At 67.3% G+C, this 25,409-nt stretch carries 27 protein-coding genes; 8 read left to right on the plus strand and 19 right to left on the minus strand.

Annotated features, from left to right (window positions below; all coding sequences use genetic code 11):
- The first annotated feature begins 25 nt into the window (after positions 1-25).
- The 3 genes from speE to D575_RS0104025 all read left to right on the plus strand — a co-directional run bounded on the left by speE (position 26) and on the right by D575_RS0104025 (position 1,600).
- Positions 26-877 carry a polyamine aminopropyltransferase gene (gene speE, locus D575_RS0104015; RefSeq protein ID WP_018144626.1) on the plus strand — a complete coding sequence of 284 codons (852 nt, stop codon included), beginning with the start codon at positions 26-28 and terminating at the stop codon, positions 875-877.
- Between the two features lie 211 nt (positions 878-1,088).
- Positions 1,089-1,316 carry a ParD-like family protein gene (locus D575_RS0104020; RefSeq protein WP_018144627.1) on the plus strand — a complete coding sequence of 76 codons (228 nt, stop codon included), beginning with the start codon at positions 1,089-1,091 and terminating at the stop codon, positions 1,314-1,316.
- Positions 1,316-1,600: a type II toxin-antitoxin system RelE/ParE family toxin gene (locus D575_RS0104025; RefSeq protein WP_018144628.1), complete on the plus strand. Its 285-nt coding sequence runs from the start codon at positions 1,316-1,318 to the stop codon at positions 1,598-1,600. Before D575_RS0104020 ends, D575_RS0104025 begins: the two co-directional genes overlap by 1 nt.
- Positions 1,601-1,737: 137 nt before the next feature.
- Here D575_RS0104025 and fetB read toward each other — a convergent pair whose 3' ends face one another.
- The 6 genes from fetB to folB all read right to left on the minus strand — a co-directional run bounded on the left by fetB (position 1,738) and on the right by folB (position 6,542).
- Positions 1,738-2,544: an iron export ABC transporter permease subunit FetB gene (fetB, locus tag D575_RS0104030; RefSeq protein ID WP_018144629.1), complete on the minus strand. Its 807-nt coding sequence runs from the start codon at positions 2,542-2,544 to the stop codon at positions 1,738-1,740.
- Entirely contained in the window at positions 2,535-3,155 is a 621-nt protein-coding gene (locus D575_RS0104035) for an ATP-binding cassette domain-containing protein (protein WP_018144630.1), read from the minus strand. The genes fetB and D575_RS0104035 overlap by 10 nt, the downstream gene beginning before the upstream one ends.
- A gap of 332 nt (positions 3,156-3,487) precedes the next feature.
- Positions 3,488-4,741: an ammonium transporter gene (locus tag D575_RS0104040; RefSeq protein WP_018144631.1), complete on the minus strand. Its 1,254-nt coding sequence runs from the start codon at positions 4,739-4,741 to the stop codon at positions 3,488-3,490.
- Positions 4,742-4,775: 34 nt separating this feature from the next.
- Complete coding sequence (locus D575_RS0104045) at positions 4,776-5,114, minus strand: P-II family nitrogen regulator (protein ID WP_012981610.1); 339 nt, start codon at positions 5,112-5,114, stop codon at positions 4,776-4,778.
- Between the two features lie 68 nt (positions 5,115-5,182).
- The gene (locus D575_RS0104050) at positions 5,183-5,896 is read right to left on the minus strand and encodes a TorF family putative porin (protein ID WP_018144632.1); all 714 of its coding nucleotides are present in this window, start codon (positions 5,894-5,896) and stop codon (positions 5,183-5,185) included.
- A gap of 280 nt (positions 5,897-6,176) precedes the next feature.
- A complete protein-coding gene (gene folB / locus D575_RS0104055; RefSeq protein WP_018144633.1) occupies positions 6,177-6,542 on the minus strand; it encodes a dihydroneopterin aldolase in 366 nt (121 codons plus the stop codon).
- 73 nt (positions 6,543-6,615) lie between these two features.
- Here folB and D575_RS0104060 point away from each other — a divergent pair, with 73 nt between their 5' ends.
- Together D575_RS0104060 and D575_RS0104065 are read left to right on the plus strand one after the other, a co-directional pair.
- The gene (locus D575_RS0104060) at positions 6,616-7,641 is read left to right on the plus strand and encodes an amidoligase family protein (RefSeq protein ID WP_018144634.1); all 1,026 of its coding nucleotides are present in this window, start codon (positions 6,616-6,618) and stop codon (positions 7,639-7,641) included.
- Between the two features lie 49 nt (positions 7,642-7,690).
- Positions 7,691-8,458: a gamma-glutamyl-gamma-aminobutyrate hydrolase family protein gene (locus D575_RS0104065; RefSeq protein WP_018144635.1), complete on the plus strand. Its 768-nt coding sequence runs from the start codon at positions 7,691-7,693 to the stop codon at positions 8,456-8,458.
- Positions 8,459-8,506: 48 nt separating this feature from the next.
- Here D575_RS0104065 and msrA read toward each other — a convergent pair whose 3' ends face one another.
- Genes msrA through def form a run of 13 tightly spaced genes read right to left on the minus strand, consistent with a single transcriptional unit; the run spans position 8,507 to position 22,433 of the window.
- A complete protein-coding gene (gene msrA, locus D575_RS0104070) occupies positions 8,507-9,139 on the minus strand; it encodes a peptide-methionine (S)-S-oxide reductase MsrA (protein WP_018144636.1) in 633 nt (210 codons plus the stop codon).
- Between the two features lie 11 nt (positions 9,140-9,150).
- Positions 9,151-10,311 (minus strand): PQQ-dependent sugar dehydrogenase, encoded by a 1,161-nt coding sequence (locus tag D575_RS0104075; protein WP_018144637.1) that lies wholly within the window; start codon positions 10,309-10,311, stop codon positions 9,151-9,153.
- Positions 10,312-10,353: 42 nt separating this feature from the next.
- Complete coding sequence (locus D575_RS0104080; RefSeq protein ID WP_018144638.1) at positions 10,354-11,181, minus strand: DNA-formamidopyrimidine glycosylase family protein; 828 nt, start codon at positions 11,179-11,181, stop codon at positions 10,354-10,356.
- 10 nt (positions 11,182-11,191) lie between these two features.
- On the minus strand, positions 11,192-12,169 hold the full coding sequence (locus D575_RS0104085) for a lysophospholipid acyltransferase family protein (protein WP_018144639.1): 978 nt from the start codon (positions 12,167-12,169) through the stop codon (positions 11,192-11,194).
- Positions 12,166-12,525, minus strand: coding sequence for a tetratricopeptide repeat protein (locus D575_RS0104090; RefSeq protein ID WP_018144640.1), 360 nt, complete (start codon positions 12,523-12,525; stop codon positions 12,166-12,168). Before D575_RS0104090 ends, D575_RS0104085 begins: the two co-directional genes overlap by 4 nt.
- A gap of 40 nt (positions 12,526-12,565) precedes the next feature.
- A complete protein-coding gene (locus D575_RS0104095) occupies positions 12,566-14,020 on the minus strand; it encodes a TrkH family potassium uptake protein (RefSeq protein WP_018144641.1) in 1,455 nt (484 codons plus the stop codon).
- A gap of 13 nt (positions 14,021-14,033) precedes the next feature.
- Entirely contained in the window at positions 14,034-15,413 is a 1,380-nt protein-coding gene (gene trkA, locus D575_RS0104100) for a Trk system potassium transporter TrkA (protein WP_018144642.1), read from the minus strand.
- A gap of 23 nt (positions 15,414-15,436) precedes the next feature.
- A complete protein-coding gene (locus D575_RS0104105) occupies positions 15,437-16,816 on the minus strand; it encodes a sigma-54 dependent transcriptional regulator (protein ID WP_018144643.1) in 1,380 nt (459 codons plus the stop codon).
- The gene (locus D575_RS0104110) at positions 16,813-19,014 is read right to left on the minus strand and encodes an ATP-binding protein (RefSeq protein ID WP_018144644.1); all 2,202 of its coding nucleotides are present in this window, start codon (positions 19,012-19,014) and stop codon (positions 16,813-16,815) included. Before D575_RS0104110 ends, D575_RS0104105 begins: the two co-directional genes overlap by 4 nt.
- Positions 18,999-19,577, minus strand: coding sequence for a DUF4390 domain-containing protein (locus D575_RS0104115; protein ID WP_018144645.1), 579 nt, complete (start codon positions 19,575-19,577; stop codon positions 18,999-19,001). The genes D575_RS0104110 and D575_RS0104115 overlap by 16 nt, the downstream gene beginning before the upstream one ends.
- Positions 19,577-20,935, minus strand: coding sequence for a 16S rRNA (cytosine(967)-C(5))-methyltransferase RsmB (gene rsmB, locus D575_RS0104120; RefSeq protein ID WP_018144646.1), 1,359 nt, complete (start codon positions 20,933-20,935; stop codon positions 19,577-19,579). The genes D575_RS0104115 and rsmB overlap by 1 nt, the downstream gene beginning before the upstream one ends.
- Complete coding sequence (gene fmt, locus D575_RS0104125; protein ID WP_018144647.1) at positions 20,935-21,900, minus strand: methionyl-tRNA formyltransferase; 966 nt, start codon at positions 21,898-21,900, stop codon at positions 20,935-20,937. The genes rsmB and fmt overlap by 1 nt, the downstream gene beginning before the upstream one ends.
- Complete coding sequence (def, locus tag D575_RS0104130) at positions 21,900-22,433, minus strand: peptide deformylase (protein WP_018144648.1); 534 nt, start codon at positions 22,431-22,433, stop codon at positions 21,900-21,902. Before def ends, fmt begins: the two co-directional genes overlap by 1 nt.
- A gap of 142 nt (positions 22,434-22,575) precedes the next feature.
- Between def and D575_RS0104135 the strand changes: the two genes are divergently transcribed.
- From D575_RS0104135 to D575_RS0104145, 3 genes are read left to right on the plus strand one after another with little or no spacing between them, the layout of a single operon-like run.
- Complete coding sequence (locus D575_RS0104135) at positions 22,576-23,736, plus strand: LysM peptidoglycan-binding domain-containing protein (protein ID WP_018144649.1); 1,161 nt, start codon at positions 22,576-22,578, stop codon at positions 23,734-23,736.
- A gap of 21 nt (positions 23,737-23,757) precedes the next feature.
- Positions 23,758-24,897, plus strand: coding sequence for a DNA-processing protein DprA (dprA, locus tag D575_RS0104140; protein WP_018144650.1), 1,140 nt, complete (start codon positions 23,758-23,760; stop codon positions 24,895-24,897).
- On the plus strand, positions 24,894-25,379 hold the full coding sequence (locus D575_RS0104145; protein WP_018144651.1) for a DUF494 family protein: 486 nt from the start codon (positions 24,894-24,896) through the stop codon (positions 25,377-25,379). Before dprA ends, D575_RS0104145 begins: the two co-directional genes overlap by 4 nt.
- Positions 25,380-25,409 lie beyond the last annotated feature (30 nt).

Consider the following 25,409-nt stretch of genomic DNA (forward strand, 5'->3'; position numbering starts at 1 on the left):
CCGCATCCGCAAGGGGAGCCGCCCAATGGCACTCGACAACAACTGGTTCAGCGAACCGCACGAAAACATGGCGCTGTCCCTGCGCATCAAGCAGAAGCTGCACGAAGAACAGACCCCGTACCAGAAGATCGAGATCTACGAGACCGAGGCCTTCGGCAACCTGATGGTGATCGACGGCTGCGTGATGCTCACCGGGCGCGACAACTTCATCTACCACGAGATGATGTCGCACCCGGTGCTCTACTCGCACAGCGCCCCGAAGAACGTGGTCATTATTGGCGGCGGCGACTGCGGCACCCTGCGCGAAGTGCTCAAGCACGACGAAGTTCAAAAGGCCGTGCAGGTGGATATCGACGAGCGCGTCACCCGCTTGGCGGAGCAGTACTTCCCGGAGCTGTGCGACGCCAACGACGACCCGCGCGCCCAGCTCCTGTTCGACGACGGCGTGCAGTACCTGCAGGACGCCACGCCCGGCTCCGTCGACGTGATCATCGTCGACTCCACCGATCCGGTGGGCCCGGCCGAGGGCCTGTTCTCCACCGCCTTCTACAAGGACTGCGTAAAGGCCCTGGGCCCGGATGGCCTGCTGGTACAGCAAAGCGAATCGCCGCTGTTGCATACCGAGAGCATCATCCGCCCGATGCACGACAGCCTGCGCGCGGCCGGCTTCATCGATGCATTGACGATGCACTTCCCACAACCCACCTACCCCTCTGGCTGGTGGACCTGCACCATCGCGGCGAAGGACGCCCCGGTGTCCTTCCTGCGCGAGGAAGCAGCCGAGGAGGCGACGTTTGTCACCCACTACTACAACGCCGCCATCCACCGCGCCGCCGGTGCCACGCCCGAGTTCTTCCGCCGCAAGCTGTTCGCCTGACGGAACCAGCCGCCCCGGTGGTTTTTTGCCAGCCCAGGGGCTCCAGCCAACGCCTGTGATGCGGTTCGCTGCGCTCAGCGCATCCTACGGGGGCTCCGACTAGCGTCCGTCGTAGGGCGCATTGAGCGCATGCGAAATGCACCGATCCAGTGATTGCGAACCATGCAGGGCCGCGCTAATCTGACTACATTTGTAGTAGAGGAGGCACGCCATGAGTTTGCCCGTCCGCATTGATGAGACGCTGTATCAGCAGGCCCGGGCCCACGCCAAGGCCGAGCACCGGACCATCGCTGGTCAGATCGAGTTCTGGGCCGAAGTGGGACGCACCGCCATGGACAACCCGGACCTGCCCATCGACTTCGTCTGCGAACTGCTGATCGCTCGTGCCGAGGGCCGGGAACTCGCCACCCCGTTCACCCCCGAGGGCAAACGCGACTAATGGCCGCGGACGTGGAGGTGCTGCAAAGCACTCGCTTCCGGCGCGCCTACAAGCGCCTCCATCCCGCCCAGAAGGCCGACGTAGACGCCGCGGTTGCCGAGATCGTCCGCAATCCCGAGATCGGCACCAGCAAGAAAGGGGATCTGGCCGGGATCATGGTCCACAAATTCAAGTCGCGCGAGCAACTGATGCTGCTCGCCTACGAGTACGACCCCACCACGCGCCTCCTGCTCCTGCTGGGCACACACGAAAACTTCTATCGAGATCTGAAACGCGGCTCGTAGGGTCTGCACGCGCAGGGGGTCGCGAAACCCACGCCATGTGATGCGGTTCGCTGCGCTCAGCGCATCCTACGAGGGCTCGGCCGCGCGTCGCAGGGCGCATTGAGCGAATGCGAAATGCACCGTTCGGGCGGATAGGGCTACGTGTGACGGCCCGGCTTGAGGCGGTCGAGGCGCAGGCGCTCGCGGGTGTCGAACAGGCGGCGGGAGGCGAACCAGACCGCGCCGAGGGTGCCGAAGCCGGTTCCGGCGGTGATCAGGAACATGATCAGGATCTGGTACTTGACCGCCTCCACCGGCGGGGCGCCGGCAAGGATCTGGCCCGTCATCATGCCTGGCAGGCTAACGATGCCGGCGGCCGCCATGGCGTTGATGGTCGGCATCAGGCCGGAGCGGGCAGCCTCGCGGCGCATGGTGGCGACGGCCTCGCTCCAACCCGAGCCCAGCGCCAGGCGGGCCTCGATGGTGCGGCGCTCGCGCCAGACCGTCTGGGTCAGGCGGTCCAGCCCCAGCGCGATGCCGGTCATGGTGTTGCCCAGCAGCATCCCCAGCAGCGGGATGGCGTACTGCGGCTCCCACCAGGGCGAGGGTCCCACCATGGTGGTCAGCGCGAGCACGGTGACGGCAAAGGCCGAAACGAACATGGTGACCGCACCGATCCCGTAGCCCCACAGCCCGGAAAAACGGCGCTGCTGGCGCGCCATCACCTCGTAGCCGGCGATCGACACCATGACCAGCGCCATCAGCGCCACCCAGCCCAGGTGCGCGTGGTCGAACAGCGTCTGCAGCACCAGGCCGATCAGCAGCAGCTGGATCACGGTGCGCGCCCCGGCGATCAGCAGGCTGCGCCCCAACCCCATGCGCGCCCAGATGGTCAGCCCAGCCAGGGCGACAACCAGCAGCGCCGCCAGCGTCAGATCCAGCGCGGAAAGCGAGATCAGGTCCACGCGTTAACCTCCAACTGGCCATCGCGAATGGTCAGGATGCGCCCACCCAGACGCTGGCGCTGCAGCGTGTCATGACTGACCCATAGTGCCGCCGCCTCTTCTTCGGCCAAGTACGCCCGCACCGCGCGCTCGATGCGCTTGGTGTTCTCCAGGTCCAGGTTGGCGGTGGGCTCGTCCAGCAGCAGGACACGGGGCCGGTTCAGCAGCGCGCGCACCAGACCCAGGCGCTGTTTCTCGCCGCTGGAGAGACGCTCGACTTCCCACCCCAGCGAGGCCTCGGGCAACGCGACCTGTTCCAGCAGGTGCAGGGCCGCCTCGCGCGAGAAATCGGCCGGCAGGTGTTCGTCCACGCGCTCGCCCCACCAGGCGGTCTCGGCCGGCACATAGGCCACGCGCCGGCGCCACTGGACCGGCAGCATGGCGTCGCGCGCCTCGCCGTTCAGCATCACCTCCCCCGTGCTGGGGTCGAGATCCGCCAGGGCGCGCAACAGCAGGGACTTGCCGGCACCCGAGGCGCCGGTGACCTGCACCAGTTCGCCCGGCTGAACCGCCAGGTCCAGCGGGCCCAGCTGGGCTGTTTTCAGTTGTCGGACGTCCAGCAGGCGATCCATGCGACAGGCTTCCGGTGCGGCAAAAGCGGGATCGTACCCGAAGCCAGGGTACGGGGATGAATGGCCGGACCGGGAGACGCTGCTTGCTGGGAAGAGAGCCGGCCGGGGTGTTAGTAACCCGCGGGCATCAGTCGCAAGAACCGCCGCGGGCGGGGGGGTCGCGGGCAAGCCCGCTCCCACAGGGTGTGCCGAACAAAAAAAGGGCGCCCGATAAAGGGGCGCCCAAAGGCCAACATCCAAGTCCTGGGAGACTGTCTTGTCGGCGTCGGAGGAGACGATGTATCGGGATCGAGCCGGGTTACGGCCCGACCCCGGTTTCAGGTTAAGAGGCTTTATTGCTTCCCGGTGAACTCCGGGTAGGCCTCGAGACCGCACTCGGCGATATCGGCGCCCATGGCTTCGTCCTCTTCGCTCAGGCGGATGCCCATCACCGCCTTGAGGATCGCCCAGACGATCAGGCTGGCCACGAAGACGAACACGAAGATGGCGAGCAGGCCCACGATCTGGCCGAAGAAGGTCGCATCCGGGTTGGACAGCAGGACCGCCATCACGCCCCAGATACCGGCCGTCCCGTGCGCGGAGATTGCACCAACCGGGTCGTCGATCTTCAGCTTGTCGAGGGCGACGATCGAGAACACCACGATCACGCCACCAACGGCACCGATGATCATCGCCAGGACCGGGCTGGGCATCAGCGGCTCGGCAGTGATGGACACCAGCCCCGCAACCGCTCCGTTCAGCGCCATGGTCAGGTCGGCCTTGCCGAAGATCAGACGGGTGGTGATCAGCGCGGCCACCACACCCCCGGCCGCGGCCAGGTTGGTGTTGGCGAACACGGCGGCCACGGCATTGGCGGACTCGATGTCCGACACCTTCAGCTCGGACCCGCCATTAAAGCCGAACCAACCCAGCCACAGGATCAGCACACCCAGCGTGGCCAGCGGCATGTTGGAACCCGGAATGGCGTTGATCTTGCCATCCGCGCCGTACTTGCCCTTGCGCGCCCCGAGGAGCAACACACCGGCCAGCGCCGCAGCGGCACCCGTGAAGTGGACGATGCCGGAACCGGCGTAGTCGAGGTAGCCGATCTGGTCGAGGATACCGCCACCCCAGCTCCAGAAGCCCTGGATCGGGTAGATGAAGCCGGTCAGCACGACCGCAAAGGCCAGGAAGGCCCACAGCTTCATGCGTTCGGCCACGGCACCCGAGACGATGGACATCGCGGTGGCCACGAACACGACCTGGAAGAAGAAGTCGGCACGATCGGAGTAGTAGATGTCACCACCGCTACCCAGCACGTCCGCGACTGCGTTGTCGCCGCTGATCAGGAAGCCCAGCCCCGGGATGATGGAGCTGAGACCATCGCTGTACATGATGTTATAGCCGATCAGCATGTACATGATGCTGGCGATCGAATACAGGGCGATATTCTTGGTTGCGATTTCGGCCACACTCTTGGTGCGCACCATACCGGCCTCGAGCATGGTAAAGCCCGCGGCCATCCACATCACCAGTGCACCGGCCACCAGAAAGTAAAAGGTGTCCATCGCATAGGCGAGTTCGACAACTTGCTGTTCAATTTCCATGATTGAAATTCCTCATTCGCTGGAAGGCAAAGGTTTAAAGCGCTTCCGGTCCGGTTTCGCCCGTGCGAATGCGCACGACCTGCTCCACCGGCGTAATAAAGATCTTGCCGTCGCCGATCTTGCCCGTGCTGGCGGACTTTGAAATGGCCTCGACGACCTGGTCGACCAGGTTTTCGTCAACGGCCACTTCAAGCTTCACCTTGGGCAGAAAATCGACTACATACTCGGCACCGCGATACAACTCGGTATGACCGCGCTGGCGACCAAAACCCTTCACTTCGGTCATGGTCATGCCCTGCACGCCGATCTCCGAGATCGCCTCGCGAACATCATCAAGCTTGAACGGCTTGATCACGGCGGTAATCATCTTCATGTCAGACTCCTGTGGGCGGGCCCGTCGGAACACGGACCCGCCTTTGCATTAAGAGGTAATAGCCGGCTTCAGAACGTCTTGGACCAGCCCACCCAGGCGCCCAGGTCCTCGTCGGATTCGTCGACGTACTCGAGGTTAAGGCTGAATTCGCCCCAGTCCCCGGCGTCGCGCGCCAGGCTGGCGGTATAATGGGTGTAGTTTTCGGCATCGGAATCGTCGAAGCGGGTACGACCCACGAGGAACCCGGCGCTGTAGACATCCATGAACGGGATATCCAGACCGGCGTAGAAGTACATGTCGTCATCCTGCAAGGCCGAGTCATCACTGTCGTGAACAACATAGGCCATGCCGCCGTAGAGACCGACGGTGCCAGTATCAAAGCTGACTTCCCCGTAGATCTCGCCAAAGTCGGCGCTCAGGGAGCCGGTATCATCCCGGGCGTCGGGATAGGCGTAATAGATGTAACCGACGTCATATCCGAACCCGCTGGCGAACTCGTCGGCGAATCCGGCATAGAGATCGAGTTCGTAGCTGGTGTCATCACCAAAATCGACGTTCGACAGCCAGGTTCCGGCGTAAAACCCGGAGGCATGCTCGTAATCAATGCCGCCCTGAATGGCCGCACCGTCATCGCTTTCGGAAAAGCCCCGGAAGTAGTAGTTGGACACCGCACCAATGTTCACGGACAGCTCCGCGGCGGCGGTGGAGGTAAACGCGACGCCACCGGTGGAGCCTACGGTGAGGACAGCAGCGGCCAGCGCGGAACGGGTGAACTTCTTCATATTGGTCATCTCCCAGATTGGTCAATCGAGTGTCGCGTAGTCGACACCCGGTCCTTGCACGGGCTGTGCCAAGTACCAAAAGGGAGCAAAATCGGCTTTTCACAACACGTGTTGCGGCCGAACCACGAGGTTTTGCCTCTGGATGGTGCGCACTAAAAGTGCACACGCACCAAAAGCGTGCGCTCAACAAAAAGTGTGAACACGGTCCGGCCTCCGCACGGGGCAGACGCGGAACAAGAGACAGGAAAGCGGGCCGGAAGGACCCGCAGGAGAAGAGGGGCTAGTCGGACGTCGCGAGGGTGCCGCGTTCGATCTCGATGCCGACCTCGCGTACACCGGGAACGGCCCCGGGCTTGCCCAGCTTGATGCGCACCCAGGGGGTGCCGAACTGGGCCATCAGGGCCTCGGCGATCTCTTCGGCCAGGGATTCCAGCAGCGCGTGCGGCTCGCGCGTGACGATGGCACGCACCGCGTTGGCCACCGCCTCGTAATCGACGGTATCGCCGATCTCGCCGGAATAGGCGGCGATGCGGGTATCCGCCGCCAGTTCGATGTCGAATCGCAGGCGGCGCTGGATCCGCTGTTCCCAGTCGTAGACACCGACAACGGCATCAATTTCGAGGTCGCGCAGATAGATTCGATCCATGGGCTCGGCGGGCTCCTGTAGGTCGGCGCCTATCCTACTGCCCGGGCCGCACGAGGTACACCGAGCCGTTATCATGGAGCTCTCCTTGCACGGCTTCGAGACACGCATGAGCGAGCCCTTCCACGACCTCCCGTGGCCCGACAGCCCCGAGGGCGAACCGCGTCGCATCGGGGTAGAGATCGAGATGGCCGGGGTCTCGCTGGAGATTATGGCCGAAGCAGTAAAGGCCGAATTCGGGGGGGAGATCGTGCCGGACAGTGCGTTCGTCGCCCGCGTGCGCGATACCGATGTCGGCGACTTCCAGCTGGAACTGGACGCCCGGGTGCTGAAGGACCGTGCCTACCGCGAGCATCTCGCGCGCCTCGGCATCTCGCTGGACGACTCCGACAAGGCGGCGCTGGATCGCTGGCTGGCCGACGCCGCCGGCCGCCTGGTCCCGCATGAAATCGTGGCCCCGCCGATCCCGGTGGCCGACCTGCCCCGCCTGGACCGGGTACGCGCGGCCCTGCAAGAGGCCGGCGCCCAGGGCACCGAACGCTCGTTTCTCTACGCCTTCGGGTTGCAGATCAATATCGAGATCCACCGTACCGATGCCGAGTGGCTGCTGGCGATCCTGCGCAGCTTCCTGCTGATGGCCGAGGCCCTCACCGCGGCCGGCGCAATCGACCTGGCACGGCGACTGTCGCCCTACATTCGCGCGTTTCCCGGGCCCTTTGTACGCCACATGCTGGACCCGGACTTCCAACCCGATCAGGCCGGCCTGATCGATGCCTACCTGGCGCACAGCCCGACCCGCAACCGACCACTGGACCTGTTGCCCTTGTTTGCCCACCTGGACCCGGAACGGGTCAACGCCGCACCGGTGGAACACGACTTGATCAAACCGCGCCCGGCCTTCCATTACCGCCTGCCGAACTGCGAGATCGACGACCCGGACTGGAGCCTGGCGCGACCGTTCAATGGCTGGGTCGAGGTGGAACGTCTGGCGGCGGATCCGGAACGCCTGGAGCGCCTGTCGCGGGAATACCTGGACCGCCCCGGCCAGGCCCTCGGCCGCTGGGCCGACGACTGGAGCCAGCGCCTCCGTGACTGGTTCTGACTCGGCTCCCAATGCAACCAGCCGGGTCACGCCCCAAGCCCGTCGCCCGGTGATCGCGATCACCGGGCCGGACCAGGGCGGGGGTCCGGCCTGGCTGTTCACCGCCCTGGCGGTGTGGCGCGCGGGAGGCCGCCCTTTGCGGTTGCGTCCGGGGAGACCGCGCGGCCGTTGCCCGTTCGACGGACTGATCGTGGGCGGCGGGGCGGATGTCGACCCCGAGCTCTACGGCGAGACCCTGCCCGACGGGCCGGATGCGGCCGCCATCCGCCAGGCGGAGCGCCGCCTCTCGCAGCGCCTGATCGGCTACCTCTTCTACCCGGCCCTGTGGCTTCTGCGCCGGCTGTTCCAGTCGCACGGCGGCGTACTGGACGTCGACCGCGACCGCCTGGAGAAGGCCCTGATCCACCGCGCGCTGGACGATCACCGGCCGATCCTCGGCATCTGCCGCGGCATGCAGCTGGTCAACGTGGTGCGCGGCGGCACGCTGCAGCGCGATCTGGGCGAGTTCTACGTGGAAACACCACAGGCCCGCAGCCTGTTGCCGGTCAAGCCGGTCCAGCTGGAGCCGCGCAGCCACCTGGCGGACATCCTGGGCGACGCCACGCTACACGTGAACGCCCTGCACAATCAGGCGGTGGATGGCCTGGGTCGCGGGCTAAGGGTCGCCGGCCGCGAGAGCAGCGGCGTGGTACAGGCGATCGAGGCCGACCGCGGCTGGTGCATCGGCGTGCAGTGGCACCCGGAATACCTGCCCCAGAAGCGCCGCCACCAGCGTCTGTTCCACGCCCTCGTTCAGGCCGCCGCCAATACAGGCTAAAACCCGATTCACCACCAAGCGCACGAAGACATGAAGAAGGGCAGGCGCTTAGACCGGGTACGGCACGGAGAGGCCGCCGAGGCCGCAGTAGCCGTGGGGGACCTTGGCCAGGTATTGCTGGTGATCCTCTTCGGCGAAATAGAACGCCGGCCCTTCGACGATCTCGGTGGTGATCGTTCCGCCCCGCGCCCTGTCCAGCGCGGCCTGGAAGCGTTGGCGGCTGGTCTCGGCGGCCGCCAGCTGGTCGGCATCGGTGGTGTAGATCGCGGAGCGGTACTGGGTACCGACGTCGTTGCCCTGGCGCATGCCCTGGGTCGGGTCGTGGCCTTCCCAGAAGGTGCGGAACAGCGCATCCAGGTCGACTCGCCGCGGATCGAATACCACACGCACCAGTTCGGTGTGCCCGGTCTGGCCGCTGCATACCTCGCGATAGGTTGGATTCGGGGTATAGCCCCCACCGTAACCGACGCTGGTGGAGTACACCCCGTCCAGCTGCCAGAACAGGCGCTCGGCGCCCCAGAAGCAGCCCATGCCGAACTGAATCACCTGCATGCCCTCGGGGTATGGCGGCGCCAACGGGGTTCCCAGCACCATGTGGCGCTCGGGAACCGGCATCGGCTCCTCGCGCCCGGACAAGGCCTGCTCGGGCGCGGGCATGCGCGGCTCGGAAAATGCGAACATCGGCGACTCCATCAGTCGGCCGGGGTGAGCCGGATCAGCTCCCCCGGGTTGTGGTCGGTCAGTACATAGATTGCGCCTTCGTGCACGCGCACGTCGCGCACACGGCGATCCAGATCCGGCAGCACCTCGGACTCATTGACCAGGTCGCGCCCGTCGAAGGTCAGGCGGCGCAGTGTCTGGTGCGCCAGTCCGCCGACCAGCAGGTCACCATCCCAGTCGGCAAAGGCCGGATCGCGCAGGATCGCCATGCCGGACGGGGCAATGGAAGGCGTCCAGTGATGCAGCGGTGACTCCATCCCCTCCTTCTCGGTCAGACCCTCGCCCACCTGGCCGCCACGGTATTCCTCGCCGTGGGTAATGACCGGCCAGCCGTAGTTCAGGCCAGGTTCAATGATGTTGACCTCGTCACCCCCGCGCGGGCCATGCTCGTTCTGCCAGAAGGTGCCGGTCTCGGGGTCCATCACCATGCCCTGCGGGTTGCGCACACCCCAGGCCCAGATCTCCGGGCGGGCGTCGGGTTCATCCACCAACGGGTTGTCATCCGGCACCGAACCATCGTCATGCAGCCGGATGATGCTGCCGATATGGGTGGAGGTGTCCTGCGCATGATCGCGATCGCCGCGGTCACCCACGCTGATGTACACGTACCCGGCCTGGTCAAACACGATGCGGCTGCCGAAGTGGCGGCCGCCGCTGACACCCGGCTCGGCGGTGAACAGCGTCTCCACGTCCTGCAGCTCGCCATCCTGGAAGCGCCCACGCGCCAGGCGGGTCGTCAGTCCGCCCTCCACGCTCGCCGAGTAGGTGAAGTACAGCCAGCGGTTTTCGGCGAACTCCGGATGCAGGGCAAGATCCAGCAAACCGCCCTGGTTGCGCGCCTGCAGGTCGTCCGGCAACCCCGGGACCAGCGCGCCCTGCCCATCGAAGGCCTCGGCGTCCTCGAACCAGCGCAGGGTGCCCGGGCGCTCGCTGATCAGTGCACCGCCGTCGGGCAGGAAGGCGATGGCCCAGGGGTGATTCAGTTCCTCGTGCAGCACGCTGACCTGCAGATCCTGCTGCCCGCCCTCCAGGCCCTCGGCCGAGACCCCGGAGGACCCGGTGCATGCCACCAGAAGGCCCACGGTCATGGGAACCACCGTTACACGTCCCAGGATATGTTGGCGCTTGCTCATGGCTCGCTCCTTGTTCGGTCCGATGTCCATTGGTACCTGTGTTCAGGCGACGGGTTCCCTCGGCTGGCAAACAGGGCACCAGTACGTCGAGCGGCCGTGTTCGCCCAGCAGGGCATATTCGACCGGTGCGCCGCACTGCCGGCAGGGCTCGCCACGGCGGCCATAGACGTTCAGGAACGCCCCCTCCTCCGCGCGCTCGCGGGTGATGCGCGGACCCGGCTTCAGGTTGCGCCGCAGCAGCCGCTCGGCATCGCGGTACAGCCCCGCCAGCACCCGCTGCGATACCTGCCCGAGAGGCCACAGCGGGTGACAGCCTTGCAGGAACAGCACCTCTGACTTGTAGATGTTCCCGATGCCCGCCGCCAGCGACTGATCCAGCAGCACATCCAGGATCGGGCGCGCCGGGTCCGCGACGGTCCGCACCCGCATGACCACGGCATCCAGGTCGATCGCCGGGTCCAGCAGATCAGGGCCGACACGGGCATCCAGACGCGGGACATCCGCCGCCCCCGCCGTGCGCGGGCGCCACTGCAGCTCGCGAGGATGAAAGCAGACCAGCACCCGCTCCGGGAGGCTGAGGATGGCCCAGGCACTGGAGGCCGGCTTGTGCCAGGCGACACCCGGGGCGTACTGGTGCCAGGTCCCGTACATCCCCAGGTGGGTGCGCAATTGCCACGGCCGGCCATCCGCAGCTGCAAGATCCAGCAACAAGTGCTTGCCCCGGGCCTGCACGGTCCCGGCGGTCATCGCGCCATGCTCGAGCAACGGATCGCCGCGCCGGGCGCGGGTCGCTACCGCAGTCAGCGTGGCGCCCTCCAGTACCGGCCGCAACGCGGCGGCCAGCTTGTGGATCGTGTCGCCCTCGGGCATGCGGGCGGGATCAGCGCTCGCGCGCGGGGTACAGGCGCGGCTCGCCCTCGGGCCGGGTGCGGAACAGGCGCATGGACCACAGGTACTGCGCCGGGGCCTGCTCGATGCCACGCTCGATGGCGGCGTTCATCTGCCGCGCATCGACGGCATCATCCCCCGAGGGATAGTCTTCCAGGGGCGGCCACAGGCGCATCACGTACTGGTCCGCCGCCGCGTCATACCAGGCGAAGCTGGGCAGGACCGCCGCCTTCGACATGCGCGCCAGACGCGCCAGCGCGGTCAGCGTGGCCTTCTGCACACCGAAGAAATCCACGAATACCGCGCCCTCCGCGCCCAGGTCCTCGTCCGGCAGGTAATAGAAGAAGCGACCGCGCTTGAGCTGGCGAATGGCCGGGCGCAGGCCCTGGCCGCGGGCGAAGATATCGCCGGAATAGCGCGTGCGGCTGCGGTGGTTGATCCACTCCAGCACCGGGTTCTTCATCGGCTTGGCGAAGGACACGCCGTCGAACATCTGACTCATGCGCACGCCGCCGTAATCCAGCCCCAGGGAATGCGGCGCCAGGATGATCACTGGCGTCCCGCCGGAGCGCAGGCGCTCGTAGTGCTCCAGACCCTCGATGCGAATGCGGGCGGCGTGCTGGCCGGGCTTGCCGAACCACAGCAACCCGTAGTCCAGCGCCGTCTGCGCCTGGTAGCGGTAATAGGCCTCCAGGCGCTGGGCGCGCTCCGCGGCGCTCATCGCCGGGAAGCACAGCTCCAGGTTGCGCTCGACCACCGCCCGACTGCGCCCGGCCAACCGGCGAATCAGCCGGCCCAGCCCGCCGGCGAGACCGCGCACGGCCGGGCGCGGCAACTCCTGCAGCACCCAGGCCAGGCCCAGCAACAGCCAGCTGCCCCAGTAACGCGGGGCGAAGTGCGCGGCGGTCAGCGGGGCCTGGTAGGCACCAGCACCCTCGCGCCGCCCGGTTTCGTCGTCGACAGCGCTCATGCGCCCCCGGCACCGTCGGTGGGCCCGTCCGTGGCGGCCTGCTGCTTGCGGGCGCGCTTGGCGTAGACCTCCATCTCCTTCGCGGCCTGCAGATCACCCTTCTCGGTGGCCACGCGGATACCGCGCTCGCAGGTGGACAGGGCCGACTCGGGGCGCTCCAGCTCCACCAGCGTCTTCGCCAGCAGCTTCCAGGCCGCGGAATAGCCGCCGTCCAGATCCAGCGCCCGTTGCAGATGGGGCACTGCGGCCTCCAGCTGGCCATCGGTCGCCAGGGCATTGCCCAGCGAGAAACGCAGCATGGCGGAATCCTGGCCGCCGTCGAGCATATTCTGGAAGCGTTCGATCATGTCGCTCATGGGGTACCTCCCTCGGCGCGTGCCGATACGTACAGTCAGGCTAACGCCGCCAGAAGGCGGGCGACAGAAGCACCAGAACGGTAAAGATTTCCAGGCGCCCCATCAGCATCGCAACCACCAGGACCCACTTGCTGAAATCGTTGATCGACTGGAAGTTGGGCCCGACCTCGCCCAGACCGGGACCCAGGTTGTTCAGCGAGGCCGCCACTGCCGAGAACGCGGTGACCTGATCCAGACCGGATGCCATCAGCCCCAGCATCATCACTACGAACACCATCACGTAGGCCGCCAGGAAGCCCCACACCGCCTGCACGACGCGATCCGGGGCCTCCTTCCCGTTGACCTTCACGGCGATCCGCGCGTGCGGGTGGATCAGACGCTTGATCTCGCGCAGCCCCTGCTTCACCAGCAGCAGCACGCGCACCACCTTCATGCCACCACCGGTGGAACCGGTACAGCCACCGATGAACGACAGGAGGATCAACAGCACAGGCAGGAAACCGGGCCACAGGTAGAAGCTGTCTGTGGCATAGCCCGTCGTGGTCGCAATGGACACGACATGGAAGACCCCGCGGCGCAATGCATCCCCGAACTGATCGGTAAACCCGCTCCAGAGCATGAAACCGACCACCAGGACGATCGCCGAGCCGAGCACCAGGAGGTAGGCGCGTAACTCCTCGTCCCGCCGGTAAGGCTTCCAGGTCGCGCGGTGCAGCACCAGAAAGTGGAGAGCAAAGTTCATCCCGCCCAGAACCATGAACGCGATGGCGACCATCTCGATCGCCACGGAGTCGAAATGACCGATGCTGGCGTCATAGGTCGAAAAGCCACCAATCGCCACGGTGGTGAAGGAGTGCGCAATCGCATCGAAGGCATCCATGCCGGCGGCCCAGTAGGCCAGCGCGCAGGCCACGGTCAGGCCCAGGTAGATGTACCAGAGGTTGCGCGCGGTCTCGGCGATACGCGGCGTCAGCTTGTTGTCGCGGATCGGCCCCGGGGTCTCGGCCTTGAACAGCTGCATGCCGCCCACGCCCAGAAGCGGCAGGATGGCCACCGCCAGCACGATGATCCCCATGCCGCCCATCCACTGCAGCTGCTGGCGATACCACAGCAGCGCCCGCGGCAGATCATCCAGCCCGGTCAGCACGGTGGCGCCGGTCGTGGTCAGCCCGGACATCGACTCGAAGGCGGCATCGGTGAAGGACACGTGCAGGTTCGGATCGAGGTACAGCGGTGTCGCCCCGGCGATCCCCAGTCCCAGCCAGAACAGCACCACCAGGATGAAGCCGTCGCGCGCCTGCAGGTCCTGGCGCATGCGGTACAGCGGCGCCCACAGCAGACCGCCCATCAGCAACAGGAGGGCGAAGGCCTGCAGGAACACGTACGCGGTGGACTCCCCGTACAGAAAGCCGATGGCCGCCGGCGGCAGCATCGCCAGACTGAACAGCGTCAGCAGGACACCCAGCAGCCGGGCCGTGGAGGCGAGATGGAGCATCCGCGCGCTGCGCCTAGAAAAACAGCGCCGTGGGCTGGAAGAGGCGCTGCACCTGCTTCACCTTGCGCCGATCGGTCACGAACAGGATCACGTGGTCTCCGGCCTCGATGACCGTGTCGCGATGGGGGATGATGACCTCCTCGCCCCGCACCACCGCTCCGACGCGAGTGCCCTCGGGAAAGTCGATCTCGTCGATCCGGCGGCTGACCACCTGCGACGTCCGGGCATCGCCGTTGACCACGGTCTCGATCGCCTCGGCCGCACCGCGGCGCAGGGCATGCACGGTGGCGGTTCCGCCCTCGCGCACCCGCGCCAGCAGCGCACCGATGGTCGCCTGCTGTGGCGAGATCGCGACATCGATCGTCCCGCTTTGCAGCAGGTCCACGTAACTCGGCCGATTGATCAGCGACATCACCTTGCGCACGCCCCAACGCTTGGCCAGCATCCCGGCGAAGATGTTCGCCTGGTCGTCGTTGGTGACCGCGCAGAACACGTCGCTGTGCTCGACGTTGATGGATTCGAGGAAGCGGTCATCCGAGCTGTCCCCGTGCAGCACCAGGACATTGCTGGGTAGCGTCCGCGCCAGATGATCGGCACGCTCGGAATCGCGCTCGATCACCTTGACCCGGTAGCGCTTGCTGAGCGTCTCGGCCAGGCGCTCGCCGATGTTGCCGCCACCGGCCACCATGATTCGCTTGTAGGGCTTTTCCAGCTTGCGCAGCTCCGAGGTCACCGCGCGGATGTTCTTCTTCGCCGCGACGAAGAACACCTCGTCATCGGCCTCGATCACCGTGGAACCATCCGGCTGGATCGAGCGATCCTTGCGGAAGATCGCGGCCACCCGGGTCTGGATGCCCGGCATGTCGTTTTGCAGATTCTTCAGCTCGTGCCCGACCAGCGGGCCACCGTAGTAGGCGCGCACCCCCACCAGCGAAACTCGGCCCTCGGCGAATTCCAGCACCTGGAGCGACCCGGGGTGCTCGATCAGGCGCTGGATGTGGCTGGTCACGATGGCCTCGGGCGAGATCAGCATGTCCACCGGCATCGCGTCCTGGGCGAACAGCGCCGGGGTCTCGTGATAGTCGCGGGCCCGCACACGGGCGATCTTGGTCTCGATATTGAACAGCGTGGAGGCCACCTGGCAGGCGACCATGTTGGTCTCGTCCGAGTTGGTAACCGCGATCAGCATGGACGCGTCCTGCGCACCGGCTGCCTCCAGCACCGAGGGGTGCGCGGCAAAGCCGTGCACGGTCTTGATGTCGAAACGATCCTCCAGCTCCGCCAGCATCTCGGCGCGGTAATCGACCACCGTAATGTCGATCCCGTCGGCGCTCAGCGCCTCCGCCAGCGACTGCCCGACCTGCCCGGCCCCGAGGATGATGATGTGCTTCATGCGTCTCCCGTCCCGGAGCAGGTTCAGCTATCGGTTTTCACGCGCTTGGGGTCGATCCCCAGCGCCTTGAACTTGCGGTACAGGTGCGTGCGCTCCAGCCCCACCCGTTCCGCCAGGCGCGTCATGTTGCCCTCGGAGCGCTCCAGCTGTTGCTGCAGGTATTCGCGCTCGAACTGTTCGCGCGCCTCGCGCAGCGGCAGATCGGGGATGGCGACCGTCCCCTCGCCGCCCTCCTCGGCGCGCTGCGGCTGCCCGCTGAGGGTCCGCTCCACCTCGTCGCGGGTGATCTCGTCGCCCGAGCCCAGGATCATCAGCCGCTGCACCAGGTTGCGCAGTTCGCGCACGTTGCCCGGCCAGTGGTACTGCTGCAGCCGTTCCAGGGCCGGACGCTGGAAGGCGCGCGGCGGCAGCCCCTCCTGCTGGTGCAGGTGGCGCATATGACACTCCAGCAGTTCCGGGATGTCTTCGGGGTGCTCGCGCAGGGGCGGGATGGTCAGTGGCAGGACATTCAACCGGTAGTACAGGTCCTCACGGAAGTGGCCCTGCTTGACCGCCTCGGCCAGGTCGTACTGGCTCCCTGCGATCACGCGCACGTTCACACTGATGGGCTGGTTGCCGCCGATGCGGGTGATGCGCTGGGTATCCAGCGCATGCAGCAACCGCCCCTGGGTCTGCAGATCCATCTCCGCGACCTCGTCCAGGAACAGCACGCCACCCGCCGCCTGCTCCAGCAGCCCATAGCGCACGTGTTCTCCCTGCTCGCTGCCGAACAGCTCGGCGATCGCCTCCTCGCCCGAGAGCGACCCCACCGAGACCACGATGAACGGGCTCTCGCGGCGCGCGCTGCGCGCATGCAGCAGCCGCGCGAAGGTCTGCTTGCCCACGCCTGGCTCGCCGGTGATCAGCACCCAGGTATCGTGCTGCGCCATGCGCTGCACCTGGTCGCGCAGGTTCACCATGGTGGCGCTGTCGCCCACCGGGTCGGCCACCGTACCGGCGTGGCGCTTCAGGCCCACGTTCTCGCGCTGCAGGCGTGCGGCCTCCAGGGCATTGTTCAGGGTGATCAGCAGCTTGTCGATGGACAACGGCTTCTCGATGAAGTCGTAGGCGCCCAGGCGCGTGGCATCCACAGCGGTCTCGACGTTGCCGTGACCGGAGATCATCACCACCGGGCAGGGCAGCCCCTCGTCATCGCCCCACTCCTTGAGCAGGGAGATCCCATCACCGTCCGGCATCCAGACATCCAGCAGGATCAGGTCCGGGCGGCGACTGCGACGCTGCGCCTTGGCCTCGGCCACGGAGCCGGCGAGTGCTACCTGATAGCCCTCGTCCTCCAGCACATCCTGCAGCAGCATGCGGATGTCCGGCTCGTCGTCGACTACGAGTATGTAGGCTTCGCTCATTCGGGCTCCTCGTGAACCACCGGACCATGCTCCACCGGGATGCGGATGCGGAAGACCGCCCCGCCCGGCCCGGACTCTGCATTATGGCACTCAATCATGCCGCCATGCTCCTCCACGATCTTCTGCGCGACGGCCAGACCGAGACCGGTTCCACGCGGCTTGTCGGTGGTGTAGGGCTCGAAGATGCGCTCGAGGAACTCCGGCTTGATGCCCGGGCCGGTGTCGATCACGCGCAATTCGATATGCGGCCCGGCCGAGTCGTCGAGATACGCCGTGGCGACATGCACCTCCATGTCCTCGTGGCCCTCGCCCGCCTCCAGGGCGTTCTTGATCAGGTTGTGCAGCAACTGGCGCAGACGCCCGGCGTCGCCATGGATTCGCGGCAGGGACGCATCCAGCGTGACATCGACCCGCGAGCGCCCGTCCTGGTCCAGGTACAACTCGCAGACGTCCCGGATCAGCTGGTTCAGATCCACCGACGCGCGCTCCAGCTGCGGGGCCTGGGCATAGTCGCGGAAGGCGTTGACCAGGGTCTTCATCGCCTCCACCTGCTGCACGATGGTCCCGGTGGCGCGATCCAGCACCTCGCGATCCGCCCCCTCCAGCACCTTGCCCAGACGCCTTGAGAGGCGCTCGGCGGATAACTGGATCGGGGTCAGCGGGTTCTTGATCTCGTGCGCCAGGCGGCGCGCCACCTCGCCCCAGGCGGCGTCACGCTGGGCCTTCAGGAACTCGGTCATGTCGTCGAACACGATCGCGTGCAGACCGCGGCTGGACCCCGAGGTCGGCAGCCACACCGCACGGGTCATCAGCACCTTGCGCCCGCTACGGGTGAACACCACCACCTGGCGCGACCATTCTTCTTCCTGGCGCACCAGGGCATCGCTGATCGCCTCGAAAAACTGCGCCACCAGCGGGCACTCGGCGCCCACCTCCGACATCACCCGGGTGCGCGCCCGCTGCAGGTCGCACTCCAGGATCTCGCTGGCCGCGGCGTTCGCGGTACGCAGGCGCAGGCTGCCATCCAGCGCCAGCACGCCGGAGCGCAAGTGTTGCAGCACGCTCTCCAGGTAGGCGCGCTCGGCGTCCAGCAGGCGGCGGTTGCGTTCCGCCTCGTCGCGCGCCTCGTTCAGGGTGCGCGTCATGGTATTGAACGACTGCACCAGGAAACCCAGCTCGTCGGCGCGCTGCACCGCCAGGCGGGTGCTGTAGTCGCCCTGGGCGACCATGCGTGTGCCCTGCACCAGGTCGGAGATCGGGCGCACCATGCGCCGCGCCACCAGCAGCCCCGCCCACAGCGCAGCCATCAGCGAGATCGCCAGCGCCAGTGACAGGGTGAACACAAAGCCCTGGATCATCGGCCCGCGCAGGTAGGCGAATTCGCGATAGTCGGCGAAGGCGTCCTGCACCCGTAGCGACAACGCGCTCATGCGCGGGTCCACGGGGTAGATGCCCTGCAGGATACGGTTCTCCGAGCCCGGGCGGCGGCTGCTGGTGGTGGCCACCACGCGGATGATCAGCGAGCCGTCGGGCTGCGGCTCCAGCCGCGAATACGGCTGTTCCGGGCGCACCCGCATCAGGATGTCGGACCCGGGCGGGGTCGGCAGACGACGGATTGGACTGTCGGTGCTGGAGGCGATAATGCGGTTGTTGGAGCCGACCAGAGTCAGCTCCTGCGCCCCGACCTGGCGGCGATAGTCGTTCAGCGCCAGCGGCACCAGCCCCTCCGAGACCCCCTCGAGATCGCTCATCAGTTCCTGGGTCTCGTTCGCCAGCTGGCGCACCCGCAGATCCAGCGACGAGCGCGACAGCTCCAGCGCATCCTCCAGCGCCGACTCCACGCGCACGTCGAACCACGAATCCACGCCCTCGTTCAGGAACTTGAAGGAGAAGTAATAGACAACGGACACCGGCAGCACCGCCACCAGCATGAACACCGCAACCAGGCGCAGGGTCAACCGGCTGCCGGGGACCCCGCGGCGATACTGGATCGCCATGCGCGCGACCTGATAGATGATCAGCCCGCCCAGCGCCACCAGCACGGCGACGTGGAACACCAGCAGCCACAGGAACAGCTGCTCGAAGCGCGCCTGGTTCTGGGCCGCATCGCCCATCACTACCAGCGAGGTCAGCAGCAGCACGAACAGGAGCCCGATGCCGAACAGCCCCCACGGGAAGCCCCTCAGTCCAGCGACCATCGCCGCCACTCCTGTCGCGTCGTCAGGTCACCGCGCAACCCGGCATCCAGCTGCAGGGGCAGAGGCAGCGCCGAGTACACCAGCATCAGGCGCGCCGCCACGTCGAACTCCCCGGGATTCGCGCGCGCCGAAGCGGGAATGCCATCCAGGCGCAGCCGGCCCAGCCGCCGGGCGACCTGGTCCAGGGCATCCCCCAGGGTCGGTTTCAGATCCATGCGCTCGTCGGTCACCGCGGTTACCAGGTAGTGCCGGTTCAGCGCAAAGTATTGCAGCTGGACCCGGCGGGTCTCGCTCGCCAGGGTGTCGCGCCCCACCCGGCGACCGCGCTCCAGACGGGCCTCCGCCTCGAACTCCAGGGTCACGCCGTTGGCCAGGGCAGCTTCCAGCACGGCGGGCAGACGCATGTCGATATCGAGACGCACCAGCACAGTGGTGTCGTCCAGCCACAGGTGATTGGCGCCGCGGATCTCCACCGCCGCAGCCGGCGCAGGCAGCGCCAGCAGAGCAAACAGGCAGCACAGCGCCACGAAGGGCCCGCGCCACGGGGAGGCGCCGCTCGGCATCAGGGGGCCTGCTTCTCCAGGAGCGCATAGTAGAAGCCATCGCCGCCCTCGAGCCCCAGCGGCAGCGACACGCCGACCTCGCGCGGCCGGCTTCCGGGGATCCCCGCATCGCCGTTCACGGGAAGCACCCGCGCATCCGCGGTCGCGGCCACGAACGGGGCCACAACGGCCTCGTTTTCCGGCGACAGCAGCGAGCAGGTGGCATACAGCAGCCGCCCGCCCGGGCGCAGCAGGCGCCAGGCGCCGGCCAGCAGGCGGGCCTGCTCCGCCGCCAGGCGCGGGATGTCCTCGGCTCGGCGCAGGGTCTTGATATCCGGGTGACGCCGGATCACGCCGGTGGCGGAACAGGGCACGTCCAGCAGGATCGCGTCGAAGGCCTGGCCGTCCCACCAGTCGTCGGTGGCCTCCAGGTCGGCGGCGACCAGACGGGCGTCGAAGCCCAGCCGGTCGAGATTCTCGCGCACCTGCTCGAGGCGTTCCGGGTCATTGTCCAGCGCGGTGAGGTCCAACTGGCCACCGGCGCGCTCCAGCAGGTGCCCGGTCTTGCCGCCCGGGGCCGCGCAGGCATCCAGCACCCGCTCCCCCGGCTGCGGATCCAGCAGGTGCCCGGCCCATTGCGCCGAGGCGTCCTGGACCGACAGCGCCCCGTCGGCAAACCCCGGCAGCGCCCCGACGTCGACCGGATTCTCCAGGGTCAGGGCGCTGGCGAGCACCGGGTGCGGCCGGGCCGGCGTCCCCGCAGCGGCCAGCGCCTCCAGCGCCGCCTCGCGGCTGTCACGGTGCAGGTTCACCCGCAGGGTCATCGGCGCCGGCAGCGTCGAGGCCTCCAGCAGCGTCTCCCAGTCCTCGGGCCAGGCGTCGCGAATCGCCTCCAGCAACCAGTCCGGGACCGCATAGCGCAGGCCCGGCTCCGCCTCGATCCGGGCGGCCAGCGCATCCTGCTCGCGCAGGGCACGGCGCAGCACCGCGTTGATCAGCCCCACCGCGCCGGGTCGATGGATCTCGCGCGCCAGCTCGGCCGTCTCGCGCACCGCCGCATGATCCCGCGTACCGAAATGCAGGACCTCGGCCAGGCCCTGCGCCAGCAGCACGCCGATCACCGCATCCTTCTTGCGCAGCGGTCGGTCGAGAAACCCGCCGACCAGCCCCTCCAGCTGCGGATACCAGCGCAGGGTGGTGTAGGCCAGGGCCTGCACCCAGGCGGCATCGCGCGCCGCGAGCCCCTCGGTCACCAGCTCCACCGCCCGGGTCAGCGACTGCCCCTGCAGCACCACGCGTTCGACCGCCTCCAGCGCACGCTGACGCGGCGAACGCGAATCCACCCGCGAGGGCACCACACGCTTTTGCTTGCCTGCCATTAGACCGCCCCCATCAGGGTCTGACCAACCAGGTCGGCATTACGAGCCCAGTCGGCCGCCGCGACCGGGCGACGTCCCGGCAGCTGCACCGTTTGCAGCCGCAGGATGCCGTCGCCCGTGGCCACGTCGACGCCGTCCACCCCAGTATTTCGAATCGTCCCCGGCGCCGCCTCGGCCGGTCCGGCAAACGGGGTCGCGGCATACACCCGCACCACCTGCCCCTGCCAGCCGGTCTGGGCCACCGGCCAGGGGTTGAAGGCACGTACCTGGCGATCCAGGGCGACGGCCGGTTGCGACCAGTCCATCCAGGCCTCCTGTTTCTCCAGCTTGCGGGCATAGGTGGCCTGCGCATCATCCTGCGGCAAGGAGGCGGACTCGCCAGCGGCAATCGCCGGGAGCTGCTCGACCAGCAGTGCGGCGCCTTCACGGGCGAGAACGTCGTGCAGGTTTCCGGTGGTGGTCTCCGGCGTAATCGTCACACCCCGGCAGGCATGCACCGGGCCGGTATCCAGCCCCGGGGCCATCTGCATCAGGCAGACCCCGGTCTCGGCATCCCCCGCGAGGATGGCACGATGAATCGGCGCCGCGCCGCGCCAGCGCGGCAGCAACGAGGCATGGATATTGAGACCGCCGAGCGGCGGGATCGCGAGCACCGCGCGCGGCAGGATCAGCCCGTAGGCCGCCACGATCAGGATATCCGGGCGCCAGGCCGCGAGCGCCGCCTGGGCCTCAGGGGTTTTGAGACTCTCCGGCTGCACTACCGGCAGCGCCGCGGCCTCGGCGACCTGCTTGACCGGGCCGGGGCGCAGCTTGCGCCCGCGCCCCGCCGGGCGGTCCGGCTGGGTGTAGACCGCGACCGGCGCATGCCCGCTCTCGATCAGGGCCTGCAGCGCCGGGACTGCAAAATCGGGCGTCCCGGCATAGACGATGCGCAGGGAGTCGACGTCCGTGTCCGCCACCCCCATCAGACCGCGGGGACCGCGGCCTTGTCACCCGCCCCGGTGCGGACGCCCTGCTTCTCCAGCTTCTTGCGAATGCGGCTGCGCTTCAGGCTGGACAGGTAATCGACGAACAGCTTGCCGTCGAGGTGGTCGATCTCGTGCTGGATGCACACCGCAAGCAGCCCGTCGATTTCCAGCTCGAAGGGCTGGCCATCGCGCCCCAGGGCGCGCACACGGATGCGGTCGGCACGCTGCACCTTTTCGTAGAAACCGGGCACGGACAGGCAGCCCTCGTCCATCTCCTCCTCGCCCGAGGTCTCCAGGATCTCGGGGTTGATCAAGGCATGCGGCTCGCTCTGATCATCGGAGACATCCGCCACCAGCACACGCTTTTGCACGTTGATCTGGGTGGCCGCCAGGCCAATGCCCGGGGCCTCGTACATGGTCTCGAACATGTCGTCCACCAGGGTACGGATCTCGTCATCCACCTCGGCGACCGGCTCGGCCTTCAGGCGTAGCCGGGGATCGGGGAAGTGCAGGATTTCACGCTTGGCCATGAAAAAACCTCAAACTTTGTACTGTACAGACGTCGCAATTCTGCTAACGTTGGACCGCAATATCCGCGGAGTTGCGTCATCCGACTGGGGCCGGGCCACAGGAAGGCTCGGGGAGCGCGCGGACCTGACAGGGGACACTAAAATGTACAAGACCAGGGCCACCACGACCTTCGTTCTGCCGGGCATTCTCTTCAGTGTAACGCTGTTGCTGAGCGCCTGCGCGGCCACGCCAGAGAATGGCAGCGCCGAAACGGCTGTATCCGACACCAGCGAAACGCAAGCTGCCGCCCGCGAGTCGCGCAACGCACTGGAACGACGCAGCTCCGCCGAGGCCGAGCCGGAGATCCGCGAATCCGCGCCGGAACGCTACGTCGTCAAGAAGGGCGACACGCTCTGGGATATCTCCGCGATGTTCCTGCAGGACCCCTGGTACTGGCCAGAGATCTGGCTGGTCAACCCCGAGATCGAGAACCCCCACCTGATCTATCCGGGTGACGTGCTGAGCATTCATTACGTGGATGGCCAGCCGCGCATCATGGTCGACGGCGGCCCGCGGGTGCGCCCGACCCATCGCCTGTCGCCCGAGGCCCGGGTGGTGGAGCGCGACGAGGACATCTCCCCCATCGCCACCCTGCAGTCGTTCATGTTCCGGCCGCAGGTGCTGGACGAAGAGACCCTGGAGAACGCGCCGTATGTCCTCGCCTCGCAGGACGAGCGCGTGATCTTCGGCCCCGGCGACCGCGTCTACGTGCGCAACGCCGAAGACACCGAACGCTACGAGCTCTACCACATCGTGCGCCACGACGGCATGCTGATCGACCCGGATACCGGCGAGGAGCTGGGCGTCGCGACCCTGCCGGTGGGCGAGGCGGAGATCATCGAGCCGGGCAACGTCGCCCGCGCCGATATCCGCAAGGGCGAACGCGAGGCCATCCGTGGCGACCGCCTGGTGCCCTACGCCGAAGAGCAGGACCGGCTGTTCGACATTGGCCGCGCGCCGGCCGGCGCCGAGGGTACGATCATCTCGCTGTTCGACGCCATCAGCCAGATCGGCCAGTTGCAGGCCGCCATCATCAACCGCGGCGAGCGCGACGGCATCGAGAACGGTCACGTCTTCGCGGCCTTCACCGCCGGACGCGAGGTGCGCGACCCGATCAGTGATCGCGCCAACGACGTGGTCACCCTGCCGGAAGAAGAAGTCGGCACCGTAATGGTCTTCCAGACCTTCGAGAAGGTCTCCTACGTGCTGGTAACCGAGGCCGAACGCACCCTGCGCGAGGGTGACAAGGTTCGCGCCCCCTGACCGGACTTGCGGCCTGGCTTCATGCGTGATGCCGGAACGGCGGCCGCTCCGCACCAGGACTGGCTACGCCTGATCAACACCCCCGGCCTCGGCCCGCGGCGCATGCTGCAACTGGTCGAGGCCTTCGGCACTCCGGGCAACGCGCTCGACGCCCCCGCCGCCGAATGGCAGCGCGCGGGCATCGACCTCAAGCTGGACGATGCCGCGCGCCAGGCCCGCGACAAAGGGGCCGAAGCCGACCGGGCCTGGCTGGATGCCGATCCCCGGCATCACCTCCTGTGCCTCGACGACCCCGCCTATCCGCCCCTGCTGGCCGAGCTCCCCGACCCACCGCCAGTGCTGTACCTGAACGGCAACCCGGAACTGCTGCGCGCCCCGCAAGTGGGGATCGTCGGCAGCCGCGAGGCGACCCCGCAGGGCGAGCGCCTGGCCAGCGAATTCGCGCGCGAGCTGGCCACGGCCGGGCTCACGGTCACCAGCGGCCTGGCGCGCGGCATCGACGGCGCGGCCCACGAGGGCGCCCTGGCCGCACCCGGCGGGCGCACCATCGCGGTGGTCGCCACCGGGCCCGACCGCATCTACCCCGCCCAGCATCGCCGGCTCGCCCACCGCATCGCGGACCATGGCCTGGTGGTCTCGTTATGGCCCACCGATACCCGGCCGCTGGCGCGGAACTTCCCGCAGCGCAACCGGGTGATCAGCGGGCTTTCGCTGGCCACCCTGGTCGTCGAGGCGGCCCTGAAGAGCGGTTCGCTGATCACCGCGCGGCTGGCCGCCGAGCAGGGGCGCCAGGTCTATGCGGTCCCGGGCTCGGTACTCAGCCCCGCCAGCCGGGGCTGCCACCAACTGATCCGCGACGGCGCCCAGCTGGTGGAATCGGCCGACGAGATCCTTGACGACCTCGCGGACTGGCTTGGCGTGGCGCCCAACGCCCCTGCGTTCCCGTCCGAACCCGCCGGCGAACCGCTGGACCCGGAGCAGGAACGCGTGCTGAACGCGATGGGGTTCGACCCGGTCCCACTGGAAACCCTGCGCGAACGCACCAAATTGACCATCGAACAGCTTTCATCCATGCTGGTTTTGCTTGAACTCCATGGCCGCGTGGCCGCCCTCGACCACGGACGCTACCAGCGCCTCGACGCAGGATCCCCCGAATCATGAACGAGAACGTGCTGGATGTGCTCATGTACCTCTTTGAGCACACCATCGACGAGGAATCCGACGAGGAGCCGGACCGCTCGGAACTGGAGCGCCACCTGGTGGAGGCCGGTTTCGCCCGGCGCGAGATCGATCGCGCCCTCGGCTGGCTGGACCGCCTGATGAGCGAGGCCCCGTTGGCAGGCCGCGGCGGGGACGGTGCCGCCCAGCGGATCTACGCCCCCGAGGAGCGCAAGCGCCTGGACACCGAGTCTCACGGCTTCCTGCTGCACCTGGAGCAGAACGGCCTGCTGACGGCCGGTACCCGCGAGCTGGTGCTGGATCGCGTCATGGAGCTGGATGCCGAGGAGATCGACCTCGACCAGCTGCGCTGGGTGGTGTTGATGGTGCTGTTCAACCAGCCCGACGACGCGATCGCCTATTCCCGCCTGGAAGAGGTCATGCGCGACGACTCGGGCCCCAGTGCCGTGGATTATCTGCACTGATTGCCCCGTCTTCCGGTGGACACACGGTAG

The organism is Thioalkalivibrio sp. AKL6 (genome assembly GCF_000376905.1).
Taxonomy (GTDB): Bacteria; Pseudomonadota; Gammaproteobacteria; order Ectothiorhodospirales; family Ectothiorhodospiraceae; genus Thioalkalivibrio; species Thioalkalivibrio versutus.

Coding starts and splice junctions, on each gene's coding strand:
- speE (WP_018144626.1), top strand. CDS start 26: ATGGCACTCGACAACAACTGGTTCAGCGAACCGCACGAAAACATGGCG.
- D575_RS0104020 (WP_018144627.1), top strand. CDS start 1,089: ATGAGTTTGCCCGTCCGCATTGATGAGACGCTGTATCAGCAGGCCCGG.
- D575_RS0104025 (WP_018144628.1), top strand. CDS start 1,316: ATGGCCGCGGACGTGGAGGTGCTGCAAAGCACTCGCTTCCGGCGCGCC.
- D575_RS0104035 (WP_018144630.1), bottom strand. CDS start 3,155: ATGGATCGCCTGCTGGACGTCCGACAACTGAAAACAGCCCAGCTGGGC.
- D575_RS0104040 (WP_018144631.1), bottom strand. CDS start 4,741: ATGGAAATTGAACAGCAAGTTGTCGAACTCGCCTATGCGATGGACACC.
- D575_RS0104045 (WP_012981610.1), bottom strand. CDS start 5,114: ATGAAGATGATTACCGCCGTGATCAAGCCGTTCAAGCTTGATGATGTT.
- D575_RS0104050 (WP_018144632.1), bottom strand. CDS start 5,896: ATGAAGAAGTTCACCCGTTCCGCGCTGGCCGCTGCTGTCCTCACCGTA.
- folB (WP_018144633.1), bottom strand. CDS start 6,542: ATGGATCGAATCTATCTGCGCGACCTCGAAATTGATGCCGTTGTCGGT.
- D575_RS0104060 (WP_018144634.1), top strand. CDS start 6,616: ATGGAGCTCTCCTTGCACGGCTTCGAGACACGCATGAGCGAGCCCTTC.
- msrA (WP_018144636.1), bottom strand. CDS start 9,139: ATGTTCGCATTTTCCGAGCCGCGCATGCCCGCGCCCGAGCAGGCCTTG.
- D575_RS0104075 (WP_018144637.1), bottom strand. CDS start 10,311: ATGAGCAAGCGCCAACATATCCTGGGACGTGTAACGGTGGTTCCCATG.
- D575_RS0104080 (WP_018144638.1), bottom strand. CDS start 11,181: ATGCCCGAGGGCGACACGATCCACAAGCTGGCCGCCGCGTTGCGGCCG.
- D575_RS0104085 (WP_018144639.1), bottom strand. CDS start 12,169: ATGAGCGCTGTCGACGACGAAACCGGGCGGCGCGAGGGTGCTGGTGCC.
- D575_RS0104090 (WP_018144640.1), bottom strand. CDS start 12,525: ATGAGCGACATGATCGAACGCTTCCAGAATATGCTCGACGGCGGCCAG.
- D575_RS0104095 (WP_018144641.1), bottom strand. CDS start 14,020: ATGCTCCATCTCGCCTCCACGGCCCGGCTGCTGGGTGTCCTGCTGACG.
- trkA (WP_018144642.1), bottom strand. CDS start 15,413: ATGAAGCACATCATCATCCTCGGGGCCGGGCAGGTCGGGCAGTCGCTG.
- D575_RS0104105 (WP_018144643.1), bottom strand. CDS start 16,816: ATGAGCGAAGCCTACATACTCGTAGTCGACGACGAGCCGGACATCCGC.
- D575_RS0104110 (WP_018144644.1), bottom strand. CDS start 19,014: ATGGTCGCTGGACTGAGGGGCTTCCCGTGGGGGCTGTTCGGCATCGGG.
- D575_RS0104115 (WP_018144645.1), bottom strand. CDS start 19,577: ATGCCGAGCGGCGCCTCCCCGTGGCGCGGGCCCTTCGTGGCGCTGTGC.
- rsmB (WP_018144646.1), bottom strand. CDS start 20,935: ATGGCAGGCAAGCAAAAGCGTGTGGTGCCCTCGCGGGTGGATTCGCGT.
- fmt (WP_018144647.1), bottom strand. CDS start 21,900: ATGGGGGTGGCGGACACGGACGTCGACTCCCTGCGCATCGTCTATGCC.
- def (WP_018144648.1), bottom strand. CDS start 22,433: ATGGCCAAGCGTGAAATCCTGCACTTCCCCGATCCCCGGCTACGCCTG.
- D575_RS0104135 (WP_018144649.1), top strand. CDS start 22,576: ATGTACAAGACCAGGGCCACCACGACCTTCGTTCTGCCGGGCATTCTC.
- dprA (WP_018144650.1), top strand. CDS start 23,758: ATGCGTGATGCCGGAACGGCGGCCGCTCCGCACCAGGACTGGCTACGC.
- D575_RS0104145 (WP_018144651.1), top strand. CDS start 24,894: ATGAACGAGAACGTGCTGGATGTGCTCATGTACCTCTTTGAGCACACC.